Here is a 14622-nt window from a genome sequence, read left to right as displayed (position 1 = left end):
GCCCTACACAGGCGTTGATGTAGCTGGGTGGCTCTTGTCTACGAACGGAGGGTCAACGGCCTGTTTAGCTTTGTGACAGTCGTAAGCTTCGATCTATTGTGCTGCCAACGCTCGGTTTCTACCGCATTGCTGTTCGAGAACGGCAACTGTGCATGGGACAAGAGTACATCCAGTTCAGCGCGCAATTAGAGAATGCTTCCCACAATAAAACAGCACAGCCCTTAGCATAAACAGAAACCCAAGCCCTCTATTTATCATGATGTTTGAATGACTTCGTCGAACAAGAGCACGCGTTTCCCCGGACTTCCCTTCGATCGTTTGGGGGACAAGACGAACCCTGCGTCGGGTGTTCGCAAATCTCCTTACGACCACTCGGCCGCACTCTATTAAGCCCCGCAGCGACTTCGCAATAAGTGACGAATCCCTGTTAAAGCTTCTTCAGTCCGTGGATTTCGTTCGCACCGCAACCCTGACGAACGCTATAACAGAGTACGAACGGCGAATGCAGGCTGGGGCCCCGTCCTTCGAGAATTTGAGATCGCAAGGCTGGATTCAAGTCATCCAAGATCGGGTAGTCATTCCCGTTGACTACGTACGCGCGTTCCAGCGAGAGTATCCCGGTTATGCAGAGGCCTTCGACTGGCTCCAGAAAAAACAATACTCGGTCCGTTATCTGCCACGAATGCCAGTGGATTCAGAGATTGAACCCGTTATCGAGTCCCTCAACACCGGGAGCCTTTCGCTAGACGAGCTTCGTAGCCCGAGGCCTGACTGGGTAGCATCCCGACGCTGGGAACAGCTGTGCTCTGAGCAACCACTGAACGCGCCTCTCGCTCGGTGGCTGGAAGACTGGAAGTTGCTGCGCTGGCCCAGCTTTGTCCCGCAACGAACGTGGAGTGCTTACGCTCTTGAGCGCTTCCATTCGGCGGTATTCTCTCTGATCGAGTCTGAGCCGCTGGCGGACTGGGATCACATTCACGAAGAAATTGCCACTTATATGGCGCACCAGCAGGGTGCAAGCATCGAACTCGCCCGCAAGAGTCTGCCCGCGGTACCTTCCACGCTTGTCGAGCGGTACATTTGGTCGAACACCTATGGGCTTGAACGGTTCTTTCTCGCACGCATTTGGCCTCTTGAAGGCCATACGGCTCTGATCTCGCTTTTAATACGAGACATCCAGGACACGGAGAACTGCCCTGCTCCTCATCCACTGTGGGCGCGTCTCTATCCACTCATCGCACGAAAGACAGAACTACTGTTCCTTTTCGGGCTTCAGCCTTCTGCTCGATCGTTGCCAATCGCAGACATGTTACTGCTTGGATCCTCCACTGCGCTGACGTGTCTGCTCTTATGGCAATGGTCGCTTCCAGGAGATGCTCTGGCAGGAAATGAACTCAGGGAATCGAGCGAAAGGCTCAAAGAAGATGCTTTCCTCAATGCCGCTGAGGTTCTTCGCTATCTAGGCGATAACGACGAAGTTGAGGTGGCAGAGGTTGCTGCGCTCCTTCGTGTCATCTTCGGCGACGGGATCGCCCGGACGGGATCGTCGGAAGAAAGCTCCGAACGCATGCGACAAACTCTGATCCAGACACTCTCAGAAATCGGCCGTACTAAATTGATTTCCATCCTTGAGGGTGCCGCGCAAAGTGGCCTCGGCGGACCGGCTGAGGGAATGTTCACGGGATTGCTTTCCCTAGTGGATGCCTCCGGCGATGTGAATGGTATCAGCGGTGCGCCATTCGTCACGGCTTACGGCAACGCAGTGGTTACCGGTCATTTCCGGATCTCCGCGCGGCAAATGGACAAGGGGCAGTCGCTAAGCCTCTACAATTTGGCGCGACAATCGGGAGCCGGGTACATTTCGAGCTTTTTTGATCCTCTGAACCTCGCGTCGCGCTTTGCGGCAGTGTCAGCAGATCCCAACTCCATCGAGGCGCTACAAACTCTGGATTCCATCAAACGCTCAATTCGTGTTCACGTTCGGGTTCTGTGTCGTATCGTCGCAAGGCTCGACACTGAAGTCCCGCAGGATCTGGTTGCGGCTCTTGTCTCAGCAGTGAGATCGGGATCATCGAATCGGCTGGATCGAAAACAGGTGGATGCTTTCGCGGCTGGCTTCGACTCCGAGAGGCCTGGAAAAGACCGAGATCGGCCAATTAGCGCTGACCTTGGTGAGGCACTCACCGCGTTAAGCGACGAACAACGGCAACAGCTTCTCACGACAATCCTCATGATTGAGGAGCCTGCGACACTAGCCCAACTTCTCTCATATGTACCATCGGTTCTCCAGACCTTGATTCGAGACCGGATCAAAGTCCTCACCCCGGGCTATTCGAGCCGCCTTTTGATGCTTACGGAGGAACAAACCCGTATCGAACACCTTCTCAACGCGGGCGTAACGGATATCGCAGCGCTCTTTCTCGATAAAGAGAACGAACTAGAAACGTTAGGCAAGGTTCCGGGACGTTCATTGCAACGTCTGCGGTTCCGCCTGCGCTTGCTGCTCCAAACAGAGCGTTGGGAGGAGTTGGACAATCTGCCGGTCCCGGACGATATTTCGGACTTGGACAAAGCTTCAGCCCAAGATGCCCTCGAATTCTATCGGGGCCTTTCCCTTCTCGCGCGGCGCCAGCCCGTCCAAGCAGCCGACATCTTCCATCGTCTTCACGTCCGTCATCGAGAGATTCCCGCCTATTTCACTAATCTTCATGCCGCGAAGACCCTGGCCCTCGTCATCGACAACAACTTCGGATTCCTTGATTCGGATCGACGCCAACAGGCGAGAGAGCTGATAGCCGCCGGTCGTCGACAGGTGAATTCACACCGCAATCTTGCAGAGACCGATCGAACGCCGATCCTCCTGAACAGTGCTCTTCTGTCGCTGGCCATCCAACGCCCGAATCAAGCTTTGGATCTCTTGTCTGCGATCAAGAGCGACCGGCCAAGCGAGACCTTGTACGCCTACAGGGCACTCGCGCTACATCGTTTGGGGAATCCTGGCGCGGCCCTCGGCACACTCCAAGAGGCCGAAAACAGGCTCGGCAAGACGCAACTCGTAGAAGCCGTAGCAAATCAGATCAATGCCGGCACTCCGTTCTTTGGTCCAATCAGTAGCTCGACGGACGAGGATCCTGTCCCATGGATACGCAGGGCGACCGAAAAATTACTCACATTGGACGCGGTTGATCAAGCCCGTGCACTCAGCCCCACCGACGCCACCATCGGCGATTTCCTCTTGCGGCATCTTCGAAAGGCCTCTGCGGGTGTGACGCAGTTGAGACCGATGATGCGCAAACTCGGTCTCGACTCCTCGGAAGATGATGTAACCTCCGTATTGCAGGGGATATTGAACGCACGGCTTCGCCTTGTGAGTTGGGCATTAGGTGATCAGTCAAAGGGTGGATGGACCGCGCAAGAAAATCCGGGAGAACGCGATTTAATCGTCAAACGCGACACAGCTAATCTGTTGCGGCAGATCGAGGTCGCGATCGCGAACGGGAAAGCGGCCAGGTCGTTCGACTTCATCCTGTCGACCGTGTCCGCTGACCTACCTTGGGATGGATACGTAGCCGCGCTTCGCCCTCAGGGGCAACTCTGTATTGTCGGCGTTCCCGAAAAGCCAATTGCCTTCTCTGCATTCAATCTGATGTTCGGGGAGAAGGCGGTTGTTGGAGGACAGCCTGCTCCGTTCACGAGATACAACAAATGCTCGCGTTCGCAGCGCAGCACAGGATCAAGCCAATGATCGAGAGGTTTCCGATGGCTGACGCGAATGCGGCACTGGATCATATGCGTCAGGGCAAAGCTCGCTTCCGCGCCGTGCTCGTCGCCTGATCTGCTTACAGATGGGAGGTGCCGCCAAAGTAGCGGCGTCTCCTATCTGTGATCAGCTACACAGTTCAGGAATCTTGTCCCAGGCCACTGCTCGCAGTTCTATATGCGAGCGGCGTACCTCTCTCTGTAGAGGCGGCATTCGCAGCGGCAAACACTCCCCTACATTAGAAGCTAAATGGAGAGTGGTCTTGGCTTGAGGTCGCGATGAACTATGCGGTCTCTATCCTGGGCTCGTCAGCAAACTTTGCGACAGTCGAGAAAGGATGCGCGGACCGCTCATGGAGGTGAGCAGTCGGTGTGCGGTCGATGACCAGGCTGAGCAACTCTGGACGGCTGTAATGGCCGCGTGAATCCATCAACTGTTTGCGCCTATCGATCAAGGTGAAATCGAGGTCGGCAATCACAACGCCTTCGCCGGAACGGATGGGCTCGCCAATCAATTGCGCTTGGGGTGAAACGATCGCAGTGAAGCAACCGCCAGAGATCGGTCCAATGTTGCATCCGGTGTCTTGCACGATCTGGGCCTGCTGATCGGGATCGAGCCAGGCAGTAGCATTGACAACGAAGCAACCGGCCTCAAGTGCATGCTGGCGGATGTTGACCTGCATCTGCTCGGCAAACAGGTCGCCTGCGAACGACCCCGGATACATCGCCGAATGAATCTGCTCGCCATCGGCCATAAGAGCATAGCGGGCAAGTGGATTGTAATGCTCCCAACACGCCAGCTGACCGATGCGCCCAACCGCACTGTCGACAGCACGAAGTCCACTGCCGTCGCCTTGTCCCCAGATCAGGCGCTCATGATAGGCTGGGCTGATCTTTCGACGACGCTGGATTAAGGTGCCGTCTGCATCAAACAACAACTGTGTGTTAAAGAGCGTGCCTCCGTCGCGTTCATTGACGCCAATAGATACAACCATTTTGGCCTGCCGCGCAGCCCCTCCAATAGCGTGCGTGGTGGCCGAGGGTACGATCACTGCTTGATCGAGCAATCTGAGATGTTCCTTCCCGGTTCGGATCTCGAATGGAGTTTGCACAAAGGAGAAGTAAGGGTAGTAGGGTACGACAGTTTCCGGAAAAGTGGCGAATTGCACGCCCAATTTACCGAGTTCGTGGATTTTCGCTATTATCTTGTCCACCGTGCCCTCTCGGCTGTAGAGCACGGGACTGATCTGAACTGCTGCTGCTTTGACGATGTTCACGGTTTTCTCCTTTGATCGATCAAGTGATGAGTGACCCAGCAACGTCAGTAAGATCGAGTTGATGGGAATGTTGGAGAACCTGTCCAAAATGGTGCTTCCAGAGGCGCATCCCGAGCTCACCGGAGCGGTCTAATGACGAACCAACTGTAAGCCACTCAAGAAGTGTCGGATGTAAACCAGCATCGAAAAGTGCGAAACCGGCTGCAAGAACGCACGTGTCCGCTTGTGTACCACAAACTAGTATCCGGTCCACTCGTAGATCCCGAAGATATTCGATAGCTGCCGGAGGCGGGAGGTAGCCGTGTTTGATGAAGACGCGGCCAGCGGGTACGAGACTCTCGTCAGCCTCTCCGGGTTTCCATCCTAGCTGGCTTTCAAAAGGCGTCACAGATTCATCGTGTTTCTCGACTGTTGCAACGCTGGGGAGGAGGGTGCTGAGTTTCCTGATGCCATGCAGAATTTCTATCGGTATCGGAAAGCTCGGCTGAACATCGACAATAAGAAGAGCCTGTCTCATGGTGTGATGCCGTCTTTGCATATTATTTACCAAGCAGCTTCAGTCCCAGAACGCCTGAAACGATTAGCCCCAGGCAAGCCAACCTGCTCAAAGCTGCTGACTCTCCAAACAAGCCAATACCCAGTGCCACAGTGCCTACAGAACCAATGCCAGTCCATACGGCATACGCTGTGCCAAGCGGTAAACTCCGCGTTGCAACTCCAACCAAGCCGAGACTCAGTACGATCATGACGACGGTCGCTATAGATGGCCAGAATCGTGTAAACCCTTCCGAGTACTTCAGCCCAATAGAAAAACCTGTCTCAAACACACCGGCAACCACAAGGATTGACCAGGCATACTGTTTCATTCCAAAGACCTCCCTGCCCCACATCGTCTCGCGATCCGGGCCCACTATCTTTCACGGGCCCATATCGTCCAAGTCCTACTTCTTTCCTGGCTGGTACTCACCCGGCACGTAGCGAAATGTGATCGCTAGCCGGTTCCATCCGTTGATGGTGATGATTGCCAGGGTCAGGTTCACTAATTCTTCCTCGGAAAAGCTCTTCCTGCCCTTTTCATATACTTCATCGGGGACATGCCCTTCCCGTACTAAAGTGATCGCTTCTGTCAACGCCAGAGCAGTGCGCTCGCGATCCGTAAAGAATGGCGTCTCCTCCCATGCCGAGAGAGCATAGATTCGTTGTTCCGACTCACCCTCTGCCCGTGCATCCTTGGTATGCATGTCGATGCAGAAGGCACATCCATTGATCTGCGACGCGCGTATCTTCACCAGTTCAATCAGAGCAGGCTCCAGCTTCGACTGTTTGCGAACAAACATCCCCATTCCGAGCAGGGCCTGATATGCGGCCGGGGATACCTTCTGTGCGTCTAGTCTTGCTTGCATTGTCGTCTCTCCTTGAAATCAATATCTAGTTAGACCGGTCATCATTCAGGGTCAGGATTTGGAAATTCGATGAGTAGCTCGCCGGGACAGAAACTCATCCACGCTATATGGAAAGCTTTCGCAGGTTGAGAGAAGCAAGGACCCTCCTATTCCAGTAAGCACGGCAAAATTCAGCGGTGCTTTGACTCCCAGTGCAAGCGTCATCGCGGCACCGAAGACCAACATAAGAAGTGCACTTAACAACGCAGTCACACGTGTGCGCCAGCCGACAAGAAGAAGAAAGCCCAGGAGGATTTCTGCACCAGATGCGATGATCCCCAGCGGAAGGATCATCGCATCTGGCAGATACCAGTTGAGAGTATGGGTGTATTCCAGGAACCGAGAGAAAGTTCCCCACTCGACATTCGGCTGCCCAAATGCGCCCCAAAGTCCAAGTCGATCAGCCACGGCCGACAGAAAACCAACGCCGAGCCCAATTCGTAGCAACAGGGATGCATAGCCTGCGAATTTCGAATCCTTCATTGGAATTGCGTTCATATAGATCCTTTCGAATGGAGTTCTGGGCCCAGAAGAGTTCGCCATTGCTGGCTCACTTTGCTGGTATCACCAGGGGAGCACCCTTCTTGTTAATCATGAACACCAGAAATTTTGCTGGCTTTGTCTTGCTGGCGTTACGGCTAACGGTATGAATATCGGCGGGGTCTTCATAAAAATCCTGGCCTGGCCGCAGTGTGACTTCTTTCTGCCCCCTCACCTGCATCACTACGGAACCATCCAGGACATAAACCGATACCTGTGCATTGTGACGGTGGATGGGGCTCGAAAATCCCGGCGGAAAGTCTACGGTGTACATCAAAACCTGCTCGCTCGCAGATCCTGCCAGATCTTTCGTTATGAGGGGTGTAATGGTCTCCTGCGTGGTCGCCGCATTCTGTGCCCTTAGAGTCCCGGTTGGTACCAATGCGCCAATCATCAAAAGTGCGAACGCCAATGCCGCTATTGAACTTTTCAGCAACTTCCGTTTTACTTGCATCTGTTTATCTCCTTGCAACCAACACTAGGCCCTATGTGGATCGGAAAGAAGGTCCATAATGCAATGATGAGTTGGTCCACTTTTTCAATTTTAAAAGTTGGTGACTGCATCGATGTCTAAAGAAGAAACGTTCCAGGACCTTTCCCTCGCTCCGCGTTCTGGTAAACAAAATCGTTGGCGCTGGCTTTACGCGGAGCTACGCGGCGCCATTCTCGACGGGCGCTTGAAGCCAGGTGCTCGTATGCCCTCTACGCGTAACATCGGAAAGCAGTATTCCCTCTCACGGGGGACCGTGGTCGCCGCCTTTGACCAGCTACAGGCAGAGGGGTACACGCGCACTGTAGTCGGATCAGGAACGTACGTCGCCTCGGGCATTGCGACGGGACCGCCGTATGCCGCGCGCAAGCCTGCAACGCTCGCTCTTCACAGATCAAAAGCTGCACTCTCCAAGCGGGCACAACAATTTTTAAAAGATGTAGAAGTGATGCCTGCGTCTCACTCCATTGGCAAAGCTTTCCGCTCCTACGAACCGGCCATTGATCTCTTCCCAGTAGACCTCTGGGCACGGGTTGCCTCCCGGGTATTACGCCGCGCTCCTCGCTCCCTCTACGGTCACGGCAACGCTGCGGGCTACCAGCCCCTCCGTCGAGCGATTGCTGAGTACGTTGGATCGTCACGCGGGGTGCGTTGCTCTGCTGAACAGATCATCGTCACGGCAGGCACGCAGCAAGCCCTCGACCTCATCGGTCGTTTCCTGCTTTCCGATGGCGATCAGGTCTGGATGGAAGATCCCGGCTATTCACGCGCTCTTCAAACACTTCGGGCTGCGGGTGCTCGTATAGTCGCGGTGCCTGTAGATTCCGAAGGGGTTATCGTGAAGGCTGGACGCAGGCTTGCGCCCAACGCAAAGCTCGTCTACGTCACACCAGCGAATCAATTTCCGATGAGCGTCACCATGTCTGCTGACCGCCGGATGGAACTGCTTCGCTGGGCCGCCAGCGCGAACGCATGGATCATCGAAGACGAATACGACGCGGAGTATCGCTACTTCGGTCACCCCGTTGCGGCGCTGCAAACGCTCGACAGTTCTGGTTGCGTTATCTATGTCGGCACTTTCACCAAGATGCTTTTCAATGCGCTGCGTCTAGGTTTCATGGTATTGCCCGAGCGCCTCGTAGAGAAGTTCGCATCAGCCCGAACCCTCGTCGACCTCCATCCTCCTACACTTGATCAAGCCATCCTCGCCGAGTTCATCACGGAAGGTCACTTCGGCCACCATCTCCGCCGCATGCGCCAGAGCTACGCAGAACGTATCGAGGTCTTGAAAACGGCTGCCGACAAACATCTCGATGGAGTGCTTGATGTCGTGTACGCAGGCTCGGGCATACGCACACTTGGCTGGCTCAAAACATGGGAATCTGATCAGGATGCGGCGCGACAAGCGCAGGAGTTCGGGCTTGAAGTGACCCCGCTGTCGATGTTCACCATAAAATACGAGCATCCTCCGGCACTCATGCTGGGCTTCGCAGCCTGTAGTCCAGCAGAGTTGCGCCGCGGCGTTTCTGTCCTTGGAGTTGCTTTGCGTTCGCCCAAGACTCTATCAGGCCTTCCGAGATAATCTTCTGCCCGCAGGAGGAGTAACGGGTCCAGAGCTCCGCGCAAGGTCGTGTATCAAATTGCTAGTCAACGATAAAACTTCCTCCGTTCCCTAACGAAGATTCAATACTGTACCTGATCCTGCTTCCCTCTTACAAAGGCAGCGTCCGCAGTGTCATGTCGACTACGCGGTTCAGGTCGGCTTTCGTATCGCCATTCGCAGCCATAATGCCGAGGCCATAAACGACTGAGGACAGATATCGAGTGAGATCTCCAGGGTTTATATCTTCCGGCAGGTCCCCTTCTGTCCTTGCCCGCTTGAATCGCTTTTGAATCTCTGCCTCGGCGCCTTTGCGCCATTCGATAAGTGCGTTCTTGATGGGCTCGGCGCCAAGTCCTGTTGCTAGCGCTCCTTGTGTGGACAAGCATCCACGAGGATTCTTCGGATTCCCCAGAAGGTCGACTACCCCTTTGAGGAGTGTTTCGACTACTCTTCGAGCGGTCGGTGCTTGCAGCGCCACCTTGAGATAGGCGGCTGGCCCTTCCCCATAGCGAGCAAGTGCTCGGCGAAACAGAGTCTCTTTGTCACCAAAGCTTGAGTAAAGGCTGGCGCGATTGATCCTCATCGCCTCTGTCAGGTCCGTGAGTGAAGTACCTTCGTACCCCTTCTCCCAGAAGACACGCATGGCCGCTTCCAGCGCTGTATCTTCGCAGAAGCCACGCGGGCGACCCAACTTCACCGTTGCTGTCTCAGTCATGTTCATAGAATATGTGATGCAGATAACTAACTGAACAGTCCAAAATATCTGAAACCTTTCCTGTGAACCCACATCTATGTTTTAGATCGAACAGTACAAAATAGATCCGGAGACGTTATGTCAAAGAAGCTTGAAGGCAAGATAGCAATCGTCACAGGTGGCAGTGCGGGCATCGGCCTCGCCGCTGCTCAGCAGCTGGTTTTGGAGGGCGCATACGTCTTCATCACAGGCCGACGTCAATCGGAGCTCGATGCCGCGGTGAAGACCATCGGATCGAACGTCACCGGCATTCAGGCCGACTCGTCCTCACTTAGCGACCTGGATAAGGTCTATGGTCAGATCAAACAACAGAAGGGCCGTGTTGATATCGTCTTCGCAAACGCGGGCGGCGGTGATTTTGCCCCCTTGGGCGCGATCTCCGAAGAACACTTCGACAGGATCTTCAATACGAACGTAAGAGGCCTGGTTTTCACCGTTCAAAAGGCGTTGCCGCTGATGCCTGACGGAGGCGCAATCATCCTCAATGCCTCCATCACTTCGATCAAGGGCACGGGAGCATTCAGTGTTTATTCTGCGAGCAAAGCGGCTGTCCGCTCATTTGCTCGCTCCTGGACCGTCGATTTGAAGGACCGCAAGATCCGCGTGAATGCCATTAGCCCCGGACCAATTGAGACCCCGGGACTTGGTGGGCTCGCTCCGGATGAACAGCAGCGCAGTGGTTTGTTCGCCCATCTCGCGTCAACGGTGCCGCTCGGTCGCCTGGGCCAGCCAGCGGAGATCGGTAAAGCGGTCGCATTTCTCGCCTCCGACGACGCCAGCTTCATTACGGGTATCGAGCTCTTCGTGGACGGCGGAGCCGCTCAAATTTAGTTCATCTGTCATGTGGGGTGCGTCGCGGTCTGGGCGCACTCACTTCTCACTGTTGTCCATCTCAGAAGGAGTTGTAGCCCATTGAGCACTGAAGATGCTTTTGTAGATATGGCGCTTCGCGCCTGGAAGCTAAATGTAGACCGAACTGGAAAGTTTTTCTCTAGTCTCACTGAGGAGCAGCTGCTCCATGAAATCGCCCCAGGGAAGAACAGGCTCATGTACTTATGGGGACACCTTACTGCAGTGAGCGATGCTCTAATTCCGCTGCTCGGATTCGGTGCGCGGCTTCATCCCGAACTCGACGCCATGTTCATTTCGAGTCCTGACCGCGCCGTGGTGCAGACTCTTTCCGGTGCAGAGCTAAAGGACATTTGGAACAAGATTAACGAGGCGCTCTGGCTCGGATTCAGCAAATTGTCGGCCTCGGACTGGCTAGCCAAACACACCACTGTTTCGGATGAAGATTTTGTGCGCGAACCCCATCGAAATCGATACACCATTCTGTTAGCCAGAACTTCGCATCTCGCTTACCACTTTGGCCAGGCGATCCTGACGCGCAGCAGATAGCTCGATTATTCACGCCGCCTCTTCATTCAAGACAACAACCGTTCTCAAAAGGAGATTCGTCAGTGTCTACCAAGTGTGTTCTTCTTCTTCGATATAAGCTGAAGCCCGGCGTGTCCCAGCAGTTCCGAAAGCTATTGAAGGATGTTCTCGAGGAATGCATCAAGGAACCTGCCTTCCTCACGTATACGCTACACACCTACCCGGTCATTGTTTCATGCCTATCTGGCATCTCCAACGGCAAACCATGCCAGAAATTCTCCGTTCTTTTTCGGGCCGCTATGCGGCTTTGAGCCCTCTATTCCAATCGGGATTCTTCTTTGAAGGCGGCGAGTATCAGTCAGCCGCAGCGGCCTTCGTGAAGCATCCTTGGGGTATGCAGACGCAACAAGAGTTCGGCGCTGCTCTTGGCACAGACATACTGGGTTAAAAGAATAGTACTCGATTGCGTCCGTTCTGCCGCTACGCGGAATCGATGCCATGTCCATAGTTCCACACGCGACACGAACTCTGGCGCGATGCTTCCAAGATCGAGCACGATGGCACCCAATCCGCCGGCCTGGAGGATCAAGCCGGCGCTCTTCAGACCCTGTTCGATCCGCCGGTAGGGCCGAGTATGGATCGCCTCCGAACTGGAGAGACCATCGGCTGAGAAGCCGGAGCGTAGGTGACCTGAATGGGGCCGTGTCTTTGGTTGCTCCGCACACCGTGGGTTCAGCGCCTCTGTCTGGAGCAGACCGCTGACAGCAGAAGAGAGATCCGTGGCTTCATACCGAGGATGAGTGCCACAGCTATAGACCAGACTGGCTAGCCAAGCTCGCTTCCGAGGGAAGTCTGGCAGGCCGGCGCTGTGTGATTGACTCGTTCCAATCTCTTCGACCTGCTTGGTCTGCGCGTTCGCTACGCTCGGGAGGCTCCGGGCTCGCTTCCCCGGTTTATCCTCAGTGAGCAGATGTGGAAGCGGCGGTTTGGCGGCAATCCTCATATCTTCGGGCGGCTTATCCAAGTGGGGTCGGAGTCCGCCATGGTGAGTGGAGTGGTAGATCCTGGAGAGTGGAGGCTACCCGGTCAGACCGATGCCTGGTTGTTACTGCCGCAGGATCATGATGGCTTCTCTGGGCGGCTGGGATTTGTGGTGGCGCATCTCCAGACACCGCACGCGAGCTGGGGAGAGGCATGGCATATGTCTGCGCCGACACCGGCGGGCACAGCGGACGACTTTTTCTGCCAGTCTCTTACTGACAGAACGCGTGGGCCGGGAGATGTGTTTCTCTTCGCGGTTCTGCTGGCATGCCTGGCTTTGCCGGTAACGACTTCGCTTCCGCTTGGCGAGTACCGGGCTAGCTCGCGACGGCTTTCGTGGTTTACAAGAGTCCGCCGCTGGGGTTTTCTCGGCTGCAAGCTGACGCTCCTGTTGCCGATCGTCTACTTCGTGTCACTGGATCTTGCTCATCTCCGCAGCGGGATGGATCCGGTTACGTCAGAGTACATTCAGCTGATGTCTGCGTTCTCATTGTGTCTTTTTGGACTGCGCTGGAGTCTACGTGACCAGCGGCAACGGTGTCCGGTGTGCCTTGGGAAGCTGACGAATCCGGCTCGGGTAGGCCAGCCCTCGAGAAGCTTCCTGGCATGGAATGGAACGGAGCTGATCTGCATCAGCGGTCATGGCTTATTGCATGTTCCCGAAATGGCTACGAGCTGGTTTAGCGAGCAGAGGTGGTTGTATCTAGATGCGTCCTGGGAGATTTTGTTTACCGAGCCCGCATTTGAAACAACAGGTTACTTCTAAAGATCATGGTCGCGGGCGTTACTTGTTTCTCGGCAACTGGACAAGTGGCACGACCGGGACACCTTGGGTTATAAGACGGAGCAGGGTACTAAGACGGTTCAGCAGATCAAGAGGGAATGTGGATCTCTATCCCATCCAGGTTGGCGTCAGTCACCCTGATGTTTGTGGCAGCAAACTTCCGAAGCACCTTCGTGCGGCCATCTGGCCCTGGTGGTGCGAACTCCCAGACCTCGACCGCGTAATCGCCTGACTGCACCTGATGTTCAAAGGTTCCATCCTGCTCCACCTTAGGTCCGCCACTTCCGCCGACGCCGTCAATTGTTCCCATGGTTCGCGAGAACATCACATTGATTCGATGAGGTCCTTCCGGTAGATCTCCTGTTACTTTGCCTCGAACCGTATGCCAGATCGGACAAGGAATTTGTATTTGTAATCCCGAGATCATCTCGCCGAGTTCAACGTCGAATCCTGTCGCGTCCGAGATTTCCTGAGCGTCGGGATACAGAAAATCGAAGATGCGCAGTTGCGTGGCGAGGTGACGCGGTTCGGTTGGGGCAGCGTCTGATGGCTTACGAAGAATGCCAGCGAAGCGTAGAAAGTATCGAGCCGGAGGGAGGGGCGGTGAGCAGAAGGTGCCGTCGTTGGAGACTTTGTGGTCACCCGAGTCGCTGATGTATCCTGACTCCTCCCTTCTTTCCCCCGCTCGGATCAAGGTGAACCAGCAGCGCTCCGGCGGCTGTTGTTTCTCGTCGAAGATCCTCCCGGACAGGAACCCGCCACGTCTGAGAGCGATGTGCAGGGAGGGCATGATTTCACCCTGAGCAAGAATCAGACGTTCATACCGAGGAACGTAGTTTCCATCGTAGAACGCTAAGGAGTATTCACCCTCGGGCAGGTCCGGGAACGAGAAGCAGCCATGCTCGTTGAGCGCGTTGCAGGCCTCGCCAGAAACCCCGATGCGATAAAGCCTTACATCGGGCGAAGTGAGAGGTTCGCCCGTTGTTTCGTCGACTACGCAGCCAGTGACGGATTGATTCATCGCTCCTCCGACGTTCGTTCCAACCGATTTTAGGAGCCGTTTCATTGGACGCACAACGAGATTTTCGGATTGACTGCGAACCGTCAGCGAAGTCACCTTTTCGCCAACTGTGTGGAGAGCTGGTGCGGACGACTAGATCGAACTAGCGACCTCACTAACCCCAAACCTCGGATTGACGCAATCTGAGTAACTTAGCGCTATCCATCAATGCGTTAGAGAGCGGGAAACAACCCGTCGAAATGCCTATTGGACCCATATCGGACCCACGTTTGGACCGATGCTGGCACTCGCTATAACGCGACACGAACGGCAACCAGCGAGCGTTATCCTGGCTCCGGCTACGACTGCGGAACTCTTCCCCAATTGGACGGGTTCAGTTCCTAGGTGAGCGTTTAACAGAATTAATCCAGTGGAAGACGGCCTGTGGAAGGTTGACCGCTCGATGAGTGCATTGGCCTTCCATGAGAAGGCCGGTCCGTGTCAAGGGCATGTAGTTGGGCAAGTCATACTATTTTCGCCTTTCGCGAATCTGGT

General features: G+C 55.0%; 13 protein-coding genes. 5 read left to right on the top strand and 8 right to left on the bottom strand.

The features are described from left to right. Positions 1–502: 502 nt before the first annotated feature. Positions 503–3745, top strand: coding sequence for a hypothetical protein (locus HDF14_RS18760; RefSeq protein WP_183979723.1), 3243 nt, complete (start codon positions 503–505; stop codon positions 3743–3745). Positions 3746–4043: 298 nt separating this feature from the next. On the opposite strand, the gene HDF14_RS18755 is transcribed toward HDF14_RS18760, so the two are convergent. From HDF14_RS18755 to HDF14_RS18730, 6 genes are all read right to left on the bottom strand, one after another. Further along, on the bottom strand, positions 4044–5036 hold the full coding sequence (locus HDF14_RS18755; RefSeq protein ID WP_183979721.1) for a nitrilase-related carbon-nitrogen hydrolase: 993 nt from the start codon (positions 5034–5036) through the stop codon (positions 4044–4046). Positions 5037–5055: 19 nt separating this feature from the next. After that, the gene (locus HDF14_RS18750) at positions 5056–5553 is read right to left on the bottom strand and encodes a cysteine hydrolase family protein (protein ID WP_183979719.1); all 498 of its coding nucleotides are present in this window, start codon (positions 5551–5553) and stop codon (positions 5056–5058) included. A 22-nt stretch (positions 5554–5575) separates the two neighbouring features. Continuing rightward, positions 5576–5902: a DMT family transporter gene (locus tag HDF14_RS18745; protein ID WP_183979718.1), complete on the bottom strand. Its 327-nt coding sequence runs from the start codon at positions 5900–5902 to the stop codon at positions 5576–5578. A gap of 75 nt (positions 5903–5977) precedes the next feature. After that, positions 5978–6439 (bottom strand): carboxymuconolactone decarboxylase family protein, encoded by a 462-nt coding sequence (locus tag HDF14_RS18740; protein ID WP_183979716.1) that lies wholly within the window; start codon positions 6437–6439, stop codon positions 5978–5980. 51 nt (positions 6440–6490) lie between these two features. Continuing rightward, a complete protein-coding gene (locus HDF14_RS18735) occupies positions 6491–6976 on the bottom strand; it encodes a DoxX family protein (protein ID WP_183979714.1) in 486 nt (161 codons plus the stop codon). 52 nt (positions 6977–7028) lie between these two features. After that, positions 7029–7412, bottom strand: coding sequence for a cupin domain-containing protein (locus HDF14_RS18730; RefSeq protein WP_406707248.1), 384 nt, complete (start codon positions 7410–7412; stop codon positions 7029–7031). 172 nt (positions 7413–7584) lie between these two features. Between HDF14_RS18730 and HDF14_RS18725 the strand changes: the two genes are divergently transcribed. Further along, positions 7585–9090, top strand: a complete 1506-nt coding sequence (locus tag HDF14_RS18725) for a PLP-dependent aminotransferase family protein (RefSeq protein ID WP_183979710.1) — start codon at positions 7585–7587, stop codon at positions 9088–9090. 130 nt (positions 9091–9220) lie between these two features. Here the strand turns inward: HDF14_RS18725 and HDF14_RS18720 are convergent, their stop codons facing one another. Further along, positions 9221–9826, bottom strand: coding sequence for a TetR/AcrR family transcriptional regulator (locus HDF14_RS18720; RefSeq protein ID WP_183979709.1), 606 nt, complete (start codon positions 9824–9826; stop codon positions 9221–9223). A 117-nt stretch (positions 9827–9943) separates the two neighbouring features. Between HDF14_RS18720 and HDF14_RS18715 the strand changes: the two genes are divergently transcribed. The 3 genes from HDF14_RS18715 (at position 9944) to HDF14_RS18705 (ending at position 13049) form a co-directional block, all read left to right on the top strand. Next, a complete protein-coding gene (locus HDF14_RS18715; protein ID WP_183979707.1) occupies positions 9944–10696 on the top strand; it encodes an SDR family NAD(P)-dependent oxidoreductase in 753 nt (250 codons plus the stop codon). Between the two features lie 81 nt (positions 10697–10777). Further along, positions 10778–11263, top strand: coding sequence for a DinB family protein (locus tag HDF14_RS18710; protein ID WP_183979705.1), 486 nt, complete (start codon positions 10778–10780; stop codon positions 11261–11263). Positions 11264–12116: 853 nt separating this feature from the next. Then, positions 12117–13049, top strand: a complete 933-nt coding sequence (locus HDF14_RS18705; protein WP_183979703.1) for a hypothetical protein — start codon at positions 12117–12119, stop codon at positions 13047–13049. Positions 13050–13155: 106 nt separating this feature from the next. Here the strand turns inward: HDF14_RS18705 and HDF14_RS18700 are convergent, their stop codons facing one another. Further along, a complete protein-coding gene (locus HDF14_RS18700) occupies positions 13156–14088 on the bottom strand; it encodes a carboxypeptidase-like regulatory domain-containing protein (RefSeq protein WP_183979701.1) in 933 nt (310 codons plus the stop codon). Between the last annotated feature and the right edge of the window lie 534 nt (positions 14089–14622).

It is taken from the genome of Tunturiibacter gelidiferens, from assembly GCF_014201335.1.
GTDB classification, from domain to species: Bacteria; Acidobacteriota; Terriglobia; order Terriglobales; family Acidobacteriaceae; genus Edaphobacter; species Edaphobacter lichenicola_E.
This window is presented reverse-complemented; position numbering and strand designations above follow the sequence as displayed.